This is a genomic window from Shinella oryzae (genome assembly GCF_023038235.1).
In the GTDB taxonomy this organism is placed as follows: Bacteria; Pseudomonadota; Alphaproteobacteria; order Rhizobiales; family Rhizobiaceae; genus Shinella; species Shinella sumterensis.
Map to the genome: position 1 here is coordinate 984,260 of NZ_CP081987.1, position 17,014 is coordinate 1,001,273.

Sequence of the window (17,014 nt, forward strand, 5' to 3'; positions counted from 1 at the left end):
GGGTCCAGCGGGTGTATCGCGGTGAAACACCCCGCCGTAGACGCCGGCCGTTCCGTCAGGCGGTGCGCCGCGCGATGGGCAGGGCCCGCATCACCTGGCCAATCACCGTCAGGCGTGGCTTCTTGGCGGCCCGCGCGGCGCGCTTCTGCTGCAGGTCGCGCAGTGCGGCGGCATAGCCCTCCGCCCGCGCATCCTTCAACGCCACCTCGAAGGTCTTTTCAATGACCGGGTAGCACTCTTCCGGCAGGTAGGCGTTCGGGGCGTCGGTGCCGTAGACACGCGCCATCTTGCAAAGCGTACTGCCGAGCAGGGCGGCCCACTCTTCGTTCGTTCTTGCCATAAGCTTTCCTCTCATCGGGCGAGGCACGCGCCATGAGCGTGGCCCCAACGGAAGCGACTATGCTGCCACCGATCGCCGCATGGCTGTCACCTGGGTGACACGCATGCGGCAGCCCCCGAAATCGGTGTCGAGCGCTTCCATATTCCTCAACTGTATCACTACTATTGCAGGAGTCGACCCGTCTCCGCACCTCAGATGTGCAGAAAAGCCTGTCCCTCGCTGCGGACGAAATAGGTGAGGTCGAGCGGCACGCTCGGTCCGCCCAGCGCCGTCAGCATGGCATGGCACTGTCCGCGATGGTGGGTCTGGTGGTTGAAGACATGGGTAAGCGCAAGGCCGAGCGGGTGGGTTATCTCGCCCGGATTGCTGAGCGGACTGTAGGTCACGTCGGCCGCGATCTGCGCTTCGCTGAGCGAATCGATGAAGGCGCCGAGCCGCTCGTCCTCCCTCTGCCGTGCCGCATGAAGCCCTTCGAAATCCTCGTACAGGATGGCGGCGAGGCTGGTCGGTGCGTCGCCTTGGCCCGTGAAGCGTTTCAGCCAGATCCGGTCGGCGGCGAGCAGGTGGTTGAGCGTTCCGTGCAGCGAGCGGAAGAACGCGCCGAGGTCGCGGCGAAAATCGGCGTCGTCGAGCTTGGCGACCTCGTCATAGAGTCTGGCATTCGCCCAGCTGTTATAGGCGCAAAGCATCCGGTAGTGATCGTGCATCTGGTTCTCCTTGGATCGGCCAGTATAAGGCGCCGTGCATTTCGCGGATGAATGCGACGCATGAAATTATCTGATTTGAAGCTGCGCCCGCCGTGCGTTTCAATGCGCTGAACGGAGGCTTCCCATGACCCGATTGCTCTATGCGCTTGCCGGTACCGACAAGACCCGCCAGTTTTCGCCCCATGTGTGGAAGACGGTGATGTCGCTTGCCCACAAGGGGCTGGATTACCGGACGGTTCCCGTTGGCTTCACCGAGATACCCGCAATCGAGGACGGCGCGACCGCGACGGTGCCGCTGCTGCGCGATGGCGACAGGCTGGTGCGCGACAGTTTCGATATCGCCCTTTATCTCGACGAGGCCTACCCGGATCGTCCCACGCTGTTCGGCGGCGAGGGCGGCAAGGCCATGGCGCGGTTCATCGAGGCATGGTCGCAGTCGACCCTGCACATGGCCGTCACCCGCATCGCCATCCTCGATATTCACGACCTGCTCGGCCCCGTCGACCGCGATTATTTCCGCCGCAGCCGCGAAGGGCGCCTCGGCGCGTCGCTGGAGGATATCGCCGCGGCCGGAAAGCAGGAGATCGAGGGCTTCGCGAAGAAGCTCCAGCCATTGCGCAATATGCTGAACGTGCAGCCGTTCATCGGCGGCGATGGCCCGCTTTTCGCCGACTACATCGTCTTCGGCGCGCTGCAATGGCTGCGCACCACGGCGGGCACGAAGGTGCTGGAGGCGGACGATCCGGTCGCCCTGTGGTTCGAGCGCTGCCTTGATCTGCACGGCGGCGCGGGGCGGCGCGTGACGGCGGCATGAAACTTTCATCCTGAAGGCGCCAAACATCGCCACCCCCTTGTTTTGCCGGGCATTGGCAGCTATTGAACCGCCACTTTCACCGGAAAACCAAGGGAAACCTAAAAATGGCGATTGAACGCACCTTTTCGATGATCAAGCCGGACGCGACGAAGCGCAACCTCACCGGCGCCATCACCAAGATGCTCGAAGACGCGGGCCTGCGCGTCGTGGCGTCCAAGCGCGTCTGGATGAGCAAGCGCGAAGCCGAAGGCTTTTACGCCGTGCACAAGGAGCGTCCCTTCTTCGGCGAGCTCGTCGAAGGCATGACCTCGGGCCCGACGGTCGTCCAGGTCCTGGAAGGCGAGAACGCCATCCTGAAGAACCGCGAAATCATGGGCGCCACCAACCCGGCCAACGCCGACGAAGGCACCATCCGCAAGACCCACGCTCTCTCCATCGGCGAGAACTCGGTCCACGGCTCCGACGCCCCGGAAACCGCCGCCCAGGAAATCAAGTACTGGTTCTCCGACACCGAAATCGTCGGCTGAATCATTTCCTCCGGCCCCGCCCGGAAGGTATTGAAGTGATTACGAAACCGGGATCGAAAGGTCCCGGTTTTCGTTTGTGGTGGTGTGTTTGCGCATGCGTTTTCCGGAACGCGCGCGATCAACGAAAATGGGCGCGAACCTTGGCGATCTTCGGCAATGTCGTCAGCAGGGTGGAATAATGGCCGGCAAAGCTCGCCATATTATCGGTAAGAGAAGACGCCTTGCAGAACGGCGCCCATGCGGTGCCTTCAAGCGCCTGGCGATAGAACGCCTTCATCCGCCGGTGCGTCCATGGCATCACGGCCTGCCACGGCTTCTTTCGTCCTGTAAAATGCACGATGGCCGGCTGTTTGATGAAGGGCAGGATACCGGTCTGCGCGTTGTAGCGTGCGTCGAGCCGATGCCAGTTCCCATCATAGGCGATGTTCAGCACATCCTGATCGTGCGACGGAAACCGCTCCGGTTCCCGTTCGAACGTCTCGCGTGCCTTTCGGATCAGGCCGTCCTCGAGACTTCTTTTCCAGTCGAACAACAGAACCCCGGCATTGAAATATCGCCCGCCGCGCTTCAGGCCGATCCTTTGTTGCCGGCGCTCGATCTTCTCGGGAAATGCCATGACGTAATCGTCGACCGCACCGAGCGCCTTGCCGCCGAGGTCGGCCTGGAAAAGCTCATCCAGTGATGCCACGGCGACGGCATCGGCGTCGATGTAGAGAAGTCGGTCGATAGCATCAGGGACGATGAGATCCATGTAAAGCCGCGCGAGCGTTGCGCGCGACCACCGACCGAAGGCGGGGCCATCCGCCCTCGGCGTCGGGTCGGGCAGCACGTCGATGGTGATCGAATGCCGTTCTGCGAAGGCGGCGATCTCTTCGAGCTGCTTTTCCTCCGCACCCAGCACCAGCAGTAGAAGTTTCGCGTTGACGGCCTTCAGGTTGGTGTGGATCGACAGCAAAGCGCAGCAGGCGGCTGGCAGCATATTGGCGTCGGCGCAGGCAATCGCACCATAGTTCAGAGCGGGGGTTGGTGACATGAAGACGGCACTCCGACCGGTAAGGGCGTGAAACTTTTGGCCGGTCGCGCGGGCACGCCGCCGGGAGCGTCAATATACGATGCCGCCCCGGTTCGGAAGGGACCGCGTTTGAAACCCGCCGATTGAAGTGCGGATTGCGTTATTCTTGCCGGGATTGCGGCATGGCCGCATCCGCATCCGCATTCTCTTTCGGCCTATCCGGCACACGTCGCCGTCTCGAAATGCGCGGGTGCCTTGCCGTCCTTGAAGACCGCGGGGTTCTTCTCGTAGGCGGGGCCGATGACGAGGGGTTTGGCGGGCAGGATGTCCTGGTCGAGGCTGGAGGTCACCTCCGTTTCCAGCGATTGCAGTTGCTCTCCGTCCGGCCCCAGTACGCGGATCGATACCTTGTAGGGGTGGTTCTTCTTCACGCAGGTCACGTCGGGGCTTTCCAGCACCACGCGCGGCAGGCTGGCGAAGAGTTTGCGCTCCAGCTCGAGCGGCGTGCCGCCGGCCGGGTTCTCGAACGCGGCCCGGACGACCGATCCTTCGGGCAGGGGCTGCGTCTTTTCCAGCGTCACGAGATAGGTCGCATAGGCCAGCCGATAGTTGAAGACGAACATCTTGCCCGTCAGCTTCAGCGGGTCGGGGCCGGCTTCGCGCTGGCAGGCGGAGAGAAGCAGGGCGAGGGGAAGTAGCAATATCAAAGCGCGTTTCATGGTCCGGGGTCTCCGCGCCGGCGGCGATAGTGGCGGTTTGCCTTCACCCGATTGCCGCACACCGCCATGTCGCACCAGGCGCGCGAGCGGTTGCGGCTCCGGTCGATGAACAGCCAGCGGCAGTTGGGGCAGATCTTCAGCCTGTCCGGTTGCGGCTGCGCCAGCAGCATCAGCGCCGAGCGCGCCGTGGCGGTATCCAGCGCCTGCGCCCGCGTGCCGGACCGGCGTAGCGTCGCGGCGATCGCCTCCAGCAGGCGTGCGAGCAGGTCCGGCGTTGCCGTGCCCTCGATTTCGGCGCGGAAATGCGCGTCGATCGCCTCGCGCAGAGCGACAAGCCCGCTGCGTGCGTCGTCGTGCACCGGCGTCAGCGCGCCGAACAGATCGCGCTCCGCCCCATAGGTGCTCGCCCCCGCACAGAAGGCGTCCATGGCGGCGGGATCGGCGAACCGGTCGATCCGCCGCGCCGGGTCGTCACGCAGTACCACGGAGTTGGCGACATCCAGCGCCAGCGCGCCACCGGAAAAACGATGCGGGGTCCAGGAAAAGGTCATGCGATATTCTAACTGGTAAAAGCAATTTTGCCAGTTATAATTTTGGCGGATCGGGAAAGCGCCATGGCCTATTTTCTTCAGCAGATCGCCAATGCCGTGCCTGTGGCCGCGCTCTATGCGGTGCTCGCCTTCGGCTATTCCATCGCCTTTGCCGTGACCCGGCGCGCCGACATCGCCTATGGCGCGCTCTTTGCCTTTGCCGCCCAGCTGTTCGTGCTGTTTTCCGGCTACGGCTGGAGCCAGCTCTGGCTCGTCCTGCCCGCCGCGCTCGGCTTCGGCGCGCTCGGCGCGCTGGTCTACAGCCTCGGCGCCGCCGTTCTGGTGGGGCGCCATGTGATGCGCCCGCTCGCCTTCTCCTCCGACAATACGGTCGTGGTCGCCGCGCTCGGCGTGGTGCTTGTCCTCATGGAAACGGCGCGGCTGGCGTCGGATGCGCGCAGCCTGTGGCTGCCGCCGCTCCTCGCCACGCCCGTCGTCTTCTGGAACGATGCGGCATTCCCGGTGGCGCTCACCGTGCTGCAACTCGCCAACACGCTCGCCATGCTGGCCATGATCGCGCTCGGCGCGGCCTTCCTTGCCCGCTCCCGCTGGGGCCGCCGCTGGCGCGCAGTCTCGCAGGACAGGCGGGCGGCGGAACTCTGCGGCATCGATTCGGCCAGCGTCTACCTGTCGGCCTATGCGCTGGCCGCGCTGTTCGCCAGCCTCACGGGCATGCTGGCCGTCTCCTACTACGGCAACATGGATTTTGGCGCGGGGCTGGTCTTCGGCGTGAAGGTGCTGTTCATCGCCGCACTCGGCGGGGCGGGAAACCCCTTGCGGTCGGCCCTGGGCGGGGCGACCATCGGACTGACCGAGACCCTGTGGAGCGCCTATGGCCCCTTCCTCTGGCGCGACGTGGTCGTCATCGCCGCGCTGGTGCTGCTCCTGGTCATCTTCCGCCGCGAGCGGCCGACACTTTAGTGGCCAGACCGAAACGAGGTTTCGGGCTGGCCGAAGTAGCTGGATGTTTATGCGGGTTGAATAAGCATCCAGGTAACAGCCCTGTTGTTATAGGGCGGCATGATATTGCTTTTGGCTATTGGGGCGGTTGTGGTGGGATTTCCGACAACTTTCCAAACACCACTTTCTGGGCACTTCTGGCCCGTCGTAGCGGTCGTTCCTACTGGCATCGCTGCGTTCTCCTTTCTCTCGCCGGCTTGACTTTTTGGTCGCAAGAGAACAGCATGCCGAAGCTTAGGAAGCACTCGGACACAAGGGGCGGCGAGTCCGCCTTGGCTGTTCTGCAGGGTGAATCAAGCTGCAACTTGGTTCACCCTGTTCCTAATATTCGTTTCTCATCTTTTATCGTCAATCGGAACGCTTTTCCAATTAGCTTTGGATAAGTCTCTCCACATATTGACGAATCACTATTGTTAAACGATTTTTAACGAAGCTCATCTATATGTAGTGCTTGTTTTCGCATTTAGTCATACATGTAGAAATTTATCAAGAGGGTGAGTCTTGCAGCTTTTTCGTGTTTTTTCCTGTTGATAAGGTTTTATCCACAGGTTGTTAACAGCTGATTCACAGACTTAGGCCGCCGTTACGACCACTTCTCCAGCGCCGTGTTGTCGCTGTCCTTCGCCGCCACCCAGCCGCCTTCGGACCCGTCGGCGAAGTGCTCCTTCTTCCAGAAGGGCGCGGCGGTCTTGAGATAGTCCATCACGAAGGATGCGCCGTCGAAGGCGGCGTGCCGGTGCGGTGCCGCGGCAATCACCAACACGATGTTCTCGCCCGGCGCGATCCGACCGATCCGGTGGACGGCGGCGATGCCCAGAAGCGAGAATCGCGTGACGGCCGTGCGGCAGATGCGCTCGATCTCGGCCTCGGCCATGCCGGGATAGTGTTCCAGTTCCAGCGCCGAGAGACGGCCGCCTTCGTCGCGGCAAAGCCCAGTGAAGCTGACGATGGCGCCTGCCGAGGCGCGTCCGGCCACCAGCCGCGCCGTTTCGTCCGCCGCATCGAAGTCGTCGCGCTGCACGCGAACGATGACAGGGGCAGGGGCCGCGCCGGCCACCGTTCAGCCCCCCGTCATCGGCGGAAACAGCGCGATCTCGCGCGCGCCGGCGATGGGCTCGTCGTGCTCGACATGCTCCTGGTTGATGGCGATGCGGATGACGCTTTCATGCTCCAGCGCATGGGCATAGCCGTCGCCGAGCGTCTTGAGATAGCTAAGGAGTGCCGCCCCCGTCGTCACGTCGGCGGGAAGGTCGATGTCTTCCTCGCCCTTGCCGATCCGCTCGCGCACCCAGGCGAAATAGACGAGCCGCGTCATCTCACTCGTCCACGATGTGCTTCAGGCCGACGCGGAAATAGTCGTAGCCCGTATACATGGTGATCAGCGCCGCGATCCACAGCAGCGTGATGCCGATCTCCGTCGTGAAGGGCAGCACCTGTTCGCCGGCCGGGCCGGCCAGGAGAAAGGCGATGGCGAACATCTGGATGGCGGTCTTCCACTTGGCGATGCGCGTCACCGGCACGCTGACCTTGAGGTCGGCGAGATATTCGCGCAGGCCCGAAACGAGGATCTCGCGGCACAGGATGATGATCGCCGCCCAGATCGTCCAGCCAGCAATGGTGCCGTCGGCGGCCATCAGCAGCAGCACCGAGGCGACCAGCAGCTTGTCGGCGATCGGGTCGAGCATGCGGCCGATATTGGAGGTCTGGTTCCAGATACGCGCGAGATAGCCGTCCAGATAGTCCGTGATCGACGCCACCGCGAAGAGGACGAGCGCCGTCCACCGCGCGAAATCCGACGATTCGAGCCGCCCTTCGATGAAGAAGCACAGAACGATCAGCGGCACCGCGACGATGCGGGCGTAGGTGAGCAGGTTGGGTATGCTGTATGCGCGGGAAGCCATGGATTCTCAGTCTCTCGATTTCTGCTAGATGAGGTCTTTGTGAGAGTGCCGTCAACCTTTGTTTCCGGCAATTCTTGGCGAATTTACGGAGCGGGGCACAATGACGCGGCTGTTTCCAAAATGCCACGCCTCTAGATTCATGATATCGGTGATTGATGGCCGTGGCGAAGCGTGAGGATAAGCCTGTCTTTACTTGAAAGAACAGCCGCAGTGCCCGGTGCTAATTACGCATAAAATAGCTTGAGTAAGAGCCTCACCGTCAACTCGACTGACGGGTAAAATAGTAGCGCGAAGCCAATCGAATAAAACGCCATGGAAAGCAGCCGCGCAACTGGCCAAGTGTGGTTTTTACGCTCAAATTCAAGCTGCCAAATGTCTTTCTCTAGCTCCGGCACATGAAACTTGAACTGTGCTACGGCATGTTTGCTCGCTGCATTTCTCATGTATAAAGTTTCTAGCATAGGTGTGTAGTTCATGTATCCAGCACCATTCATAAGTTCCCCGAAGGCGTCATCGGCATCCATTTTTCCGTGTGCTTGCTCCATTAATTTATAGAGATCTTGTTGTAGCGAGAGCGGAAACTGCAAGTTATCCGTTAGCGCAAACCCTACGGAATGAGACGCGGAACCAAATTCGTCGATTGTTTGAAAGATTGATCGCTCCAACGCCGCGGGTGTTGATGCTGGAAGGACAAATTGGAGATATTCGACTGCAGTTCGGTGGCGTGCAACATCTCGAGGGGTAAATAAAGTGTAGATAAATGATGCAATCCCGAGGGCAGTTAGGCCGAAATACAATAGGTTAATTCGCGCCATCGTTACCGCCTGCGTCGAGGCGGGATCAACGCCGGAAAGCTGACGAAGGTGAGCAAATGATACGTTTAAGAGCGATAAAACGTAGTCGTTATACAGAATTAAATAGCCTAGAAATGGGACCGTAATTGTCAATTTTATCATCGGCGACTCGCCGATTGCGGCCAAAGATGACCAAGTTGCCGCGTTCGCCAGTTTGATGGCTATCGATTTACACCAGCCCACTCGTCCTCCTCCCGACCGCTATCCCGCCGAATCGTCGTGGAAATGGTTGTAGACGATGCGCGCCACGCTTTCCGAAATGCCGGCGACGGCCATCAGGTCGGACATCGCCGCGCGGGAAACGGCTTTCGCCGTGCCGAAATGTTGCAAGAGCGCGCGCTTGCGCGTCGGGCCGATGCCGCCGATCTCGTCGAGCGGGTTCTTGACCATTTCCTTCTTGCGGCGCGCCCGGTGCGAGCCGATGGCGAAGCGGTGCGCCTCGTCGCGCATGCGCTGCACGAAGTAGAGCACCGGATCTCGCGGCGGCAGGGAGAAATCGGGAATGCCGCGCATGAAGAAGCGCTCGCGCCCGGCCTCGCGGTCGGCGCCCTTGGCGACGCCGATGGCGATCACCTGGTCGGTGATCCCCAGTTCTTCCAGGATCGCCCGCACCGCCGTCATCTGGCCCTGGCCGCCGTCGATGAGGATGACGTCGGGCCAGGCGGGAAAGGGCAGGTCGGCGGCATCCGCGCCCGTGTCGGCGGCGGTGCGGTCCGGCAGGCCCTCTTCCTTGATCAGGCGCGAGAAGCGGCGGGTCATCACTTCCTTCATCATGCCGAAGTCGTCGCCGGGCGTGATCTCCGTCGATTTGATGTTGAACTTGCGGTACTGCCCCTTCACGAAGCCTTCCGGCCCGGCCACCACCATGCCGCCCACGGCATTGGTGCCCATGATGTGCGAGTTGTCGTAGATCTCGATGCGGCGCGGCACATAAGGCAGCTTGAAGGTCGCGGCAAAGCCTTCGAGCAGCCGGCCCTGCGAGGCAGTCTCGGCCAGCTTGCGGCCATGCGCCTCGCGGGCATTGGCCATCACATGGTCGACGAGGTCCTTCTTCTCGCCGCGCTGCGGCACGGAGATCGTCACCTTGTAGCTCGATCGCTCGGAAAGCGCCTGCGACAGGAGCTCCATTTCCTCCACCGGCTCCGACAGCAGGATCTGCCGCGGACAGGGCTTGTCGTCGTAGAACTGCGCAAGGAAGGCGTTGAGCACTTCCGCACCGGAAAGCTGCGGATCGGCCTTGGGGAAATAGGCGCGGTTGCCCCAGTTCTGTCCCGTGCGGAAGAAGAAGACCTGGATGCAGGAAATCCCGCCCTCGTGATGGATGGCGAAGATATCGGCTTCCTCCACGCCGGCCGGGTTGATGCCCTGGTGGCTCTGGACGTGGGACAGCGCCGCCAGTCGGTCGCGGAACACGGCGGCGCGCTCGAAATCGAGATCTTCGGCGGCGGCGTTCATGGCGTCCGCCATATGCGCCTTCACCTTCTGGCTCTTGCCCGAAAGGAAGTCCTTCGCCTCCTGCACCAGTTCGGCATAGTCGGCATCGCGGATTTCGTGCGTGCAGGGGCCCGAACAGCGCTTGATTTGATAAAGCAGGCAGGGCCGCGTGCGGGTTTCGAAGACGCTGTCGGTGCAGGTGCGCAGCAGGAAGGCGCGTTGCAGGGAATTGATCGTGCGGCCCACCGCACCCGCCGAGGCGAAGGGACCGAAATAGTCGCCCTTTCGCGAGCGCGCGCCGCGATGCTTGAAGATCGCCGGCGCCCGGCTGTCGCCGGTCAGGAGGATATAGGGAAACGACTTGTCGTCGCGCAGCAGCACGTTGAAGCGGGGGCGCAGCCGCTTGATGAGGTTGGCCTCGAGCAGCAGCGCCTCGGTCTCCGTGCGCGTCGTCACGAATTCCATATTGGCCGTCTGACGCACCATCTGCGCGAGACGATTCGAATGCACGCGGCCCTGCGCATAGTTGCTCACGCGCTTCTTCAGGCTGCGCGCCTTGCCGACATAGAGCACGTCGCCGGCTGCGTTGAACATGCGGTAGACCCCGGGGCTGTTGGGCAGGCGCTTGACGAAATGCTGGATCAGGTCGGCGCCGGTCAGGCCTTCCGGCACGTCGCCGCCTTCGTTCCAGTCCATGCCGCCGGTCGCGACGGCGGGTGCGTCTGCGGCCGGCGATGCGCCTTCCAGCAGCTCGTCGTCCTCGTCCGTCTCGTTTTCGTCATAGAGGATGCCGCCATCCTCCACCTTCCGGCCGTTCATTCCGCATTCTCCGCGACGTCGGGGGTTTCCCAGGCGAGATGCTGCCCGCCGTCGAGCGCTATCATTTGCCCGGTAATGGACGGCGTGTCGAACAAAAAGCGAACTGTGCGGCCGAATTCCGTGAGATCGGGCCCGCGGCGCAGGATCAGCCCGTCGATCTGGGCCCGGAACGCCGCGTCGTCCTGGCGCTCGTTGGGCAGGGAAGGGCCGGGGCCGATGGCGTTGACCCGCACATCGGGCGCAAAGCTCTGCGCCATAGTGCGCGTCGCCATCCACAGGGCCGATTTGGAGAGCGTGTAGGAATAGTAGCGCGGCGTCGGGTTCCAGACGCGCTGGTCGATGATGTTGACGATGGAGCCGGCCACGCCCTCCGGCAATTGCCGCACGAAGTCGCGCGCCAGGATGGAGGGCGCCTTCACATGCACGGCGAAATGCCGCTCCCACAGGGCGTCGTCGAAATCCGCCACCGTGTCGGGCTTGAAGAGGGAGGCGTTGTTGACGAGGAGGTCGAGCGGACCGACGGCCGCGCGGGCCGCTGCGATCAGGCCGGCCGTCGCCGCACCGTCCGCGAGGTCGCACTGCACCGCGAACGCCGTCTGGCCCCGTGCCCTGATTGTGGCCGCGAGCGCCTCGGCGTCATCGAGCGATGTGTTGGCGTGAATGGCGACCGCAAAGCCGTTGGCGGCGAGATCGTCGACGATGGCTTTGCCGATGCGCTTGGCCCCGCCCGTCACCAGGGCCGTCTTCAGGGGTTTTTTCAAGAAATGTCCGTCCTGCCGATTCATTTGATTAACCGGCCAAAGATATAGACATCCGGGCGCAGGCTTAAACTCCCCCGGACAATTGGTTGCGGAAAAATTAACCGCAAAAGCGACTTCGAAGTAATTTGAAGTATATTTTCACTGTTTTCTTCACAACTGAAATTATGGTTAATGAATTACCTGGTGCGGAAAAGTCACATCCAGATTTCGCCCCGCGTGTGCCACAATGATTTCACATTTTGGCTCTTTCATTTCCTCAATCTTTATTCAATTTCACCTCAACCGGGCGGGACTGAATTGGATGACGGCGCCCGACAGCCTCCCCAAGAGGGCGTCGTTTAGTAAAAGGAGAATAACATGCGTACACTTATCGCCACCCTCGTCGCTTCGACCGTTTCCATGGTCGCCTTCCAGGCCGCTCACGCTGCGGATGCCGTTGACGACATCCCGCAGGCTCCGGCTGCTGAATATTCCGAGCCGGTCGTAAAGAACTGGTCCGGCGCCTATGTCGGTGGTAACGCCACTTGGCAGAAGGGCAAGTTCAACAACCAGGGCAGCGAGCGTGGCCATGCTCTCGGCGGCGGCGTCTACGGCGGCTACAACATGCAGAACGGCCAGCTGGTCTACGGTCCGGAAGCCGACCTGAACTACTCGGGCGTCGACCACACCGCCAATGGCTTCACCGCCAAGCAGGGCGTCAACGGCTCGATCCGCGGCCGCGTCGGCGTCGACCTGAACCCGGTTCTCGTCTACGGTACGGCCGGTGTCGCCGCTTCGGGCGTCAAGGTGACCAACAACGCCACCGGCGCCAAGGATGATGCGACCCTGCTCGGCTGGACGGCCGGCGCCGGTGTCGAAACCATGGTGACGGACAACATCACCGCACGCGTCGAATACCGCTACAGCGACTACGGCAAGAAGACCTTCAACGGTGCCGGCGTCCGCAGCGGCTTCGAAGACCACAGCGTTCGCGTCGGTATGGGCGTGAAGTTCTAAGCCTCAGGGCTCTGGAATGAAAAAGGCCGCGGAGCGATCCGCGGCCTTTTTGTGTTTGAGGCTCCGCGCTCAATCCTTGAACGTCGCGTAATCGGGAAACACCGCCTCGAAGCGGGTGAGGTAGCGCTTCAGCTTCGGCCGGCCGCGCTGCCATTGTCCGGCAAAGCGCAGCTCGATGTAGCGCAGCATGGCGGCGAGCGCGAAATGGCCGGCATTCGGCTTCTTGCCGAGCCGCGGCATGTTGGCCTCGAGATGGTCGAGCGCGCGTTCCACCTTCTGCCACTGCCGGTCGATCCAGGGCTGGTACACCATGTCCTCCGGGCGGGAGCGGCGCTCGTAGACGATGGCGAGCAGGCAGTCGCAGATCCCGTCGGCCGTCGCCTCCAGCACGTCCACCTCCGTGCGCTTGACCGCATTGCGCGGATAGAGCGCGCCGCGCGACTGGCGGTCGATGTAGTTCATGATCGCGCGGCTGTCGAAGACGGCAAGCCCATCGTCCGTCACGAGCGCCGGGATCTTTCCGAGCGGGTTGGCGGCAAGCAGGTCGGCCGGGTCCTTGGCGGTATCGGCCACGACCGCTTCGGCGGCAAGCCCGGCATACTGCGCGGCCATGCGCACCTTGGTCGAATAGGGCGAGGTGGAGGAATAGAAGATCTTCATGGCGGGTCCTGTGTCGTTGAAGAAAGAATGGGTCAGCGAACCGGCGGCTGTTCGATGCTTTTGGCGCGGCAGGCGGCGCGGTCGACCTGCGGGCAGGTGCGAAACGCGAGGTCCGCCGTCATGCAGATGCGCACCTCCTCCAGCCGCCCGGCCTCGCAGGTCACCGCGATGCCCTGGGCGGACAGCCCGGGATTGTCGGCGATGAAGGCCGCCTCCACCCCGTCGGGCGAAAGCCGCTGTCCCTTGCCGGCGTCGAGGCTTGCGGGAATGCGCACCCGCTCGAACGCCGCGCGCGTCACCGCGAAATAGTCCTTCTGCGAAAGACCCGAACAGCTGCCGTGCTTGCGCCATTGATGGCCGATCAGGCCCATGGAGGGAATGATGTCGAGCACGGTGCGGCCGAGGCCTTCGGGCACGCGGTCCGATTCGCGCGTCGCGCAATATTCGGGATAGCCGCGCTCGTTCTGCGGCCAGAGCCCGTGCACGATGAAGCCGTTGTTTTCGCCGCGCCGGCATTGCTGCGTGCGGCCGCCCGCGTCATTGCCGGCGCACCAGGTCGGCGACCACGACAGCGACAGCACATAGAAGTCGAAACCCTTGCCGAGCGGCACGCGCGCCGGTGCGGCTGTTTCCTTGCGGCTCGTCTCGACCTTCGGCTTTTCGGCGGGCTTGTCCTCGCCGCAGCCGGCAAGCAGCGCCATGCCTGACAGCAGCAGCGCCACGGTGCAGAGCGGTCTGGAGGAGGGCAGCCGGACCGTCATGCGGCGGCGGCAGGCAAAGAGGGCATGGCGGTCTCCCGGTTCGGCGCGCGATTGTTGTCGCCGCGTGCCAAAGGTCAAGAGGCCTTGTTCTCGCCGGCGAGCCAGAACGACCGCGCCGAGGCGAAGCGGTCCTGCGCCAGCCGCGCCTTGAGGAAGGGGAGCAGCACGTCGAGTTCCGCCTTCAGCGTGAAGGGCGGGTTGACGACGATGAGGCCGGAGCCGGTCAGGCCTGTCGTCTCGCGGTCGCTCTTCACCGAAAGCTCCGCGCAGAGCATCTTGGCAATGCCCGTCGCCTTCAGCGCGGCGTGGAATTGCGCGATGGGCGCGCCCTTCTTCAGCGGATACCAAAGGCAGTAGACGCCGCCCGGAAACCGCCGCACGGCCTTTTCCAGCCCGTCGACCAGCCGCTCGTATTCGCCCTCGATCTCGAAGGGCGGATCGACCAGCACGATGCCGCGCTTTTCCTTGGGCGGCAGATGCGCGCCGAGCGAAAGCCAGCCGTCGAGATGGGTGATGCGGCTCTGGAAGTCGCCGTCGAACAGCCGGTGCAGCGTCTCGTAATCGTCGGGATGCAGCTCCATGGCCGAGAGCCGGTCCTGCGGGCGAAACAGCATGCGGGCCAGTTTTGGCGAGCCGGGATAATAGGTTAGCCCGCCTTGCGGATTCAGTTCGTGAACGACCTTGAGATAGGGCGCCAGGATATCGGCCACACCCGCCGGCAGGTCGCCGTCAAGCAGCCGGCCGATGCCGTCGCGCCATTCGCCCGTTTTCTGCGCCTCGACGCCGGAGAGGTCGTAGAACCCGACGCCGGCATGGGTGTCGAGCACGCGGAACGCCTTGTCCTTGCCCTGCATGTAGGTGACGAGGCGCGCGAGCACGGCGTGCTTGAGCACATCCGCGAAATTGCCGGCATGGTAGACGTGGCGATAGTTCATGGCGTTCCCGCGCGATCACGCGCTCTGATGCGACGATGAATTGTTGCGATGGTAGAATGATTTGCCTTTTGGCCGTTCGCGCCCTGCAATATACAAAAGCCATGAACGTTGCGACACCAAATCTCGGAAAACCGCGGACCGTCCATTCGGCCTGCCCGCACGACTGTCCCTCCACCTGCGCGCTCGATGTCGAGATCGGCGCGGATGGACGCATGGGCCGCATCAAGGGCAGCGCCGACAACAGCTACACGGCCGGCGTCATCTGCGCCAAGGTCGCCCGCTATGCCGAGCGCCTCTATCATCCCGACAGGCTGATGAAGCCGCTCGTCCGCAAGGGCGAAAAGGGCAGCGGCGAATGGGGCGATATCTCCTGGGATGCCGCGCTCGACGCGATCGCCGAGAATTTCGTCAAGGCCGAGCAGGCCCATGGCGCAGAGGCCGTCTGGCCCTATTATTACGCCGGCACGATGGGCCTCGTGCAGCGCGATTCCATCGAGCGCCTGCGCCACGCCAAGCGCTATTCCGGCTTCTTCGATTCGATCTGCACCAACACCGCCTGGACCGGCTTCGTGATGGGCGCCGGCGCGCTGCGCGGCCCCGATCCGCGAGAGATGGCAGTCTCCGATTGCGTGGTGATCTGGGGCACGAACGCGGTTGCCACGCAGGTCAACGTGATGACCCACGCGGTCAGGGCGCGCAAGGAGCGCGGCGCCAGGATCGTCGTCATCGATATCTACGACAATCCCACGATGAAGCAGGCCGACCTGGCGCTCAAGCTGCGCCCCGGCACGGATGCGGCGCTCGCCTGCGCCGTCATGCATGTCGCCTTCCGCGATGGTTATGCCGACCGCGCCTATATGGCCAAGTATGCCGACGATCCGGCCGGGCTGGAGGCGCATCTCGCCACCCGCACGCCGCAATGGGCCGCCGCCATCACCGGCCTTGGTGTCGCCGAGATCGAGGCCTTCGCCGCGCTGGTCGGGCAGACCAAACGCAGCTTCTTCCGTCTCGGCTACGGCTTCACCCGCAGCCGCAACGGCGCGGTCGCCATGCATGCGGCGCTTTCCATCGCCACCGTCCTGGGCTCCTGGCAATATGAGGGCGGCGGGGCCTTCCACAGCAATTCCGGCATCTTCCGCCTGCGCAAGTCGGACCTGATGGGCCTGTCCTATGCCGATACCGATATCCGCGCGCTCGACCAGTCGCAGATCGGCCGCATCCTGACGGGCGACGCGGTCGCCCTGCGCCACGGCGGCCCCGTCACGGCCATGCTGATCCAGAACACCAATCCCGTGAACGTCGCGCCCGAACAGCGCCTCGTGAAGCAAGGCTTCCTGCGCGACGACCTCTTCGTCGCGGTGCACGAGCAGTTCATGACGGATACGGCGAAGCTTGCCGATATCGTGCTGCCCGCCACCATGTTCGTCGAGCACGACGATATCTATCGCGGCGGCGGCCAGCAGCACATCCTGCTCGGCCCCAAGCTGGTGGAGCCGCCGGCCACGGTTCGCACCAATCTCTTCGTCATCGAGGAATTGGCCCGGCGCCTGGGCGTCGCGGACAAGCCGGGCTTCGGCCTCACCGAGCAGGAGCACATCACCCGCATGCTGCCCGCCTACGACATGGATTTCGACGGGCTGAAGGAAGAGAATTGGATCGATTGCCAGCCGGATTTCGAGACGGCGCATTTCGTGAAAGGCTTCGGCTTCCCGGACGGCAGGTTCCGTTTCCGGCCGGACTGGACGGGAACGCCCGCCCCGAACCGGCCGCCCAGGGCGCTGGGCGCCTTCGGGCCGCATGAGGCGCTGCCGGAATTCCCTGATCATGTCGAGATCATCGAGACGCCGGATGCCGAACACCCGTTCCGCCTCGCCACGTCGCCGGCCCGCACCTTCCTCAATTCCTCCTTCACGGAAATGAAGAGCTCGCGCGAGCGCGAAGGCCGCCCGGAGGTGATGATCCACCCGGAGGATGCGCGCGCCAACGCCATCGCGGAAGGCGATGTCGTGCAGCTCGGCAACGCACGCGGCGATATCCGCCTGCATGCGAAGGTCACGGATGCCGTCAAGCCCGGCGTGCTGATCGCCGAGGGCATCTGGCCGAATTCCGCCCACCTGGACGGTGAGGGCATCAATGTGCTGACCGGCGCCGATCCCGTCGCGCCCTACGGCGGTGCCGCCTTCCACGACAACCGTGTCTGGCTGCGCAGGACATGACCGCACAC

General features: G+C 63.2%; 19 protein-coding genes. 5 read left to right on the plus strand and 14 right to left on the minus strand.

Features of this window, described 5'->3' with window-relative positions; all coding sequences use genetic code 11:
- Positions 1-55: 55 nt before the first annotated feature.
- Positions 56-340: a hypothetical protein gene (locus tag K6301_RS04830; protein WP_247219614.1), complete on the minus strand. Its 285-nt coding sequence runs from the start codon at positions 338-340 to the stop codon at positions 56-58.
- A gap of 191 nt (positions 341-531) precedes the next feature.
- Positions 532-1,047, minus strand: a complete 516-nt coding sequence (locus K6301_RS04835; protein ID WP_247219615.1) for a DinB family protein — start codon at positions 1,045-1,047, stop codon at positions 532-534.
- A 124-nt stretch (positions 1,048-1,171) separates the two neighbouring features.
- On the opposite strand from K6301_RS04835, the gene K6301_RS04840 reads away from it, so the two are divergent.
- Positions 1,172-1,861, plus strand: a complete 690-nt coding sequence (locus tag K6301_RS04840) for a glutathione S-transferase family protein (protein WP_247219616.1) — start codon at positions 1,172-1,174, stop codon at positions 1,859-1,861.
- Between the two features lie 104 nt (positions 1,862-1,965).
- Positions 1,966-2,388, plus strand: coding sequence for a nucleoside-diphosphate kinase (gene ndk / locus K6301_RS04845; protein WP_062274915.1), 423 nt, complete (start codon positions 1,966-1,968; stop codon positions 2,386-2,388).
- Between the two features lie 118 nt (positions 2,389-2,506).
- On the opposite strand, the gene K6301_RS04850 is transcribed toward ndk, so the two are convergent.
- The 3 genes from K6301_RS04850 to K6301_RS04860 all read right to left on the minus strand — a co-directional run bounded on the left by K6301_RS04850 (position 2,507) and on the right by K6301_RS04860 (position 4,670).
- Positions 2,507-3,421 carry a glycosyltransferase family 8 protein gene (locus K6301_RS04850; RefSeq protein WP_247219617.1) on the minus strand — a complete coding sequence of 305 codons (915 nt, stop codon included), beginning with the start codon at positions 3,419-3,421 and terminating at the stop codon, positions 2,507-2,509.
- A 194-nt stretch (positions 3,422-3,615) separates the two neighbouring features.
- Positions 3,616-4,119, minus strand: coding sequence for a hypothetical protein (locus tag K6301_RS04855; protein ID WP_247219618.1), 504 nt, complete (start codon positions 4,117-4,119; stop codon positions 3,616-3,618).
- Entirely contained in the window at positions 4,116-4,670 is a 555-nt protein-coding gene (locus K6301_RS04860; protein WP_247219619.1) for a CGNR zinc finger domain-containing protein, read from the minus strand. The genes K6301_RS04855 and K6301_RS04860 overlap by 4 nt, the downstream gene beginning before the upstream one ends.
- A gap of 63 nt (positions 4,671-4,733) precedes the next feature.
- Here K6301_RS04860 and K6301_RS04865 point away from each other — a divergent pair, with 63 nt between their 5' ends.
- Positions 4,734-5,630, plus strand: coding sequence for a branched-chain amino acid ABC transporter permease (locus tag K6301_RS04865; protein ID WP_247219620.1), 897 nt, complete (start codon positions 4,734-4,736; stop codon positions 5,628-5,630).
- 622 nt (positions 5,631-6,252) lie between these two features.
- Here the strand turns inward: K6301_RS04865 and K6301_RS04870 are convergent.
- From K6301_RS04870 to K6301_RS04895, 6 genes are all read right to left on the minus strand, one after another.
- Entirely contained in the window at positions 6,253-6,726 is a 474-nt protein-coding gene (locus K6301_RS04870) for a molybdenum cofactor biosynthesis protein MoaE (protein ID WP_247219621.1), read from the minus strand.
- 3 nt (positions 6,727-6,729) lie between these two features.
- Positions 6,730-6,984 (minus strand): molybdopterin converting factor subunit 1, encoded by a 255-nt coding sequence (moaD, locus tag K6301_RS04875; protein ID WP_247219622.1) that lies wholly within the window; start codon positions 6,982-6,984, stop codon positions 6,730-6,732.
- Between the two features lies 1 nt (position 6,985).
- The gene (pgsA, locus tag K6301_RS04880) at positions 6,986-7,570 is read right to left on the minus strand and encodes a CDP-diacylglycerol--glycerol-3-phosphate 3-phosphatidyltransferase (protein WP_247219624.1); all 585 of its coding nucleotides are present in this window, start codon (positions 7,568-7,570) and stop codon (positions 6,986-6,988) included.
- Positions 7,571-7,794: 224 nt separating this feature from the next.
- Positions 7,795-8,607 (minus strand): hypothetical protein, encoded by an 813-nt coding sequence (locus K6301_RS04885; protein WP_247219625.1) that lies wholly within the window; start codon positions 8,605-8,607, stop codon positions 7,795-7,797.
- 18 nt (positions 8,608-8,625) lie between these two features.
- Positions 8,626-10,677 carry an excinuclease ABC subunit UvrC gene (gene uvrC, locus K6301_RS04890; RefSeq protein WP_247219627.1) on the minus strand — a complete coding sequence of 684 codons (2,052 nt, stop codon included), beginning with the start codon at positions 10,675-10,677 and terminating at the stop codon, positions 8,626-8,628.
- Positions 10,674-11,438: an SDR family oxidoreductase gene (locus K6301_RS04895; protein ID WP_247219628.1), complete on the minus strand. Its 765-nt coding sequence runs from the start codon at positions 11,436-11,438 to the stop codon at positions 10,674-10,676. The genes uvrC and K6301_RS04895 overlap by 4 nt, the downstream gene beginning before the upstream one ends.
- Positions 11,439-11,795: 357 nt before the next feature.
- Here K6301_RS04895 and K6301_RS04900 point away from each other — a divergent pair, with 357 nt between their 5' ends.
- Entirely contained in the window at positions 11,796-12,434 is a 639-nt protein-coding gene (locus K6301_RS04900; RefSeq protein ID WP_247219630.1) for an outer membrane protein, read from the plus strand.
- Between the two features lie 69 nt (positions 12,435-12,503).
- Here the strand turns inward: K6301_RS04900 and K6301_RS04905 are convergent, their stop codons facing one another.
- The 3 genes from K6301_RS04905 to K6301_RS04915 form a co-directional block, all read right to left on the minus strand.
- On the minus strand, positions 12,504-13,094 hold the full coding sequence (locus K6301_RS04905; protein WP_247219631.1) for a glutathione S-transferase family protein: 591 nt from the start codon (positions 13,092-13,094) through the stop codon (positions 12,504-12,506).
- Positions 13,095-13,126: 32 nt separating this feature from the next.
- The gene (locus K6301_RS04910) at positions 13,127-13,855 is read right to left on the minus strand and encodes a ribonuclease T2 family protein (protein WP_425475386.1); all 729 of its coding nucleotides are present in this window, start codon (positions 13,853-13,855) and stop codon (positions 13,127-13,129) included.
- A 74-nt stretch (positions 13,856-13,929) separates the two neighbouring features.
- Positions 13,930-14,790, minus strand: coding sequence for a 23S rRNA (adenine(2030)-N(6))-methyltransferase RlmJ (locus K6301_RS04915; RefSeq protein WP_247219632.1), 861 nt, complete (start codon positions 14,788-14,790; stop codon positions 13,930-13,932).
- 56 nt (positions 14,791-14,846) lie between these two features.
- On the opposite strand from K6301_RS04915, the gene K6301_RS04920 reads away from it, so the two are divergent.
- Positions 14,847-17,006: a molybdopterin-containing oxidoreductase family protein gene (locus tag K6301_RS04920; RefSeq protein ID WP_425475371.1), complete on the plus strand. Its 2,160-nt coding sequence runs from the start codon at positions 14,847-14,849 to the stop codon at positions 17,004-17,006.
- Positions 17,007-17,014 lie beyond the last annotated feature (8 nt).

Bases quoted from the DNA above. Each gene is read 5' to 3' on its own strand.
- K6301_RS04865 (WP_247219620.1), top strand. From the start codon at position 4,734: ATGGCCTATTTTCTTCAGCAGATCGCCAATGCCGTGCCTGTGGCCGCG.
- K6301_RS04840 (WP_247219616.1), top strand. From the start codon at position 1,172: ATGACCCGATTGCTCTATGCGCTTGCCGGTACCGACAAGACCCGCCAG.
- K6301_RS04920 (WP_425475371.1), top strand. From the start codon at position 14,847: ATGATTTGCCTTTTGGCCGTTCGCGCCCTGCAATATACAAAAGCCATG.
- K6301_RS04850 (WP_247219617.1), bottom strand. From the start codon at position 3,421: ATGTCACCAACCCCCGCTCTGAACTATGGTGCGATTGCCTGCGCCGAC.
- K6301_RS04860 (WP_247219619.1), bottom strand. From the start codon at position 4,670: ATGACCTTTTCCTGGACCCCGCATCGTTTTTCCGGTGGCGCGCTGGCG.
- K6301_RS04915 (WP_247219632.1), bottom strand. From the start codon at position 14,790: ATGAACTATCGCCACGTCTACCATGCCGGCAATTTCGCGGATGTGCTC.
- K6301_RS04830 (WP_247219614.1), bottom strand. From the start codon at position 340: ATGGCAAGAACGAACGAAGAGTGGGCCGCCCTGCTCGGCAGTACGCTT.
- ndk (WP_062274915.1), top strand. From the start codon at position 1,966: ATGGCGATTGAACGCACCTTTTCGATGATCAAGCCGGACGCGACGAAG.
- K6301_RS04900 (WP_247219630.1), top strand. From the start codon at position 11,796: ATGCGTACACTTATCGCCACCCTCGTCGCTTCGACCGTTTCCATGGTC.
- K6301_RS04905 (WP_247219631.1), bottom strand. From the start codon at position 13,094: ATGAAGATCTTCTATTCCTCCACCTCGCCCTATTCGACCAAGGTGCGC.
- K6301_RS04855 (WP_247219618.1), bottom strand. From the start codon at position 4,119: ATGAAACGCGCTTTGATATTGCTACTTCCCCTCGCCCTGCTTCTCTCC.
- K6301_RS04835 (WP_247219615.1), bottom strand. From the start codon at position 1,047: ATGCACGATCACTACCGGATGCTTTGCGCCTATAACAGCTGGGCGAAT.
- K6301_RS04910 (WP_425475386.1), bottom strand. From the start codon at position 13,855: ATGACGGTCCGGCTGCCCTCCTCCAGACCGCTCTGCACCGTGGCGCTG.
- uvrC (WP_247219627.1), bottom strand. From the start codon at position 10,677: ATGAACGGCCGGAAGGTGGAGGATGGCGGCATCCTCTATGACGAAAAC.
- moaD (WP_247219622.1), bottom strand. From the start codon at position 6,984: ATGACGCGGCTCGTCTATTTCGCCTGGGTGCGCGAGCGGATCGGCAAG.
- pgsA (WP_247219624.1), bottom strand. From the start codon at position 7,570: ATGGCTTCCCGCGCATACAGCATACCCAACCTGCTCACCTACGCCCGC.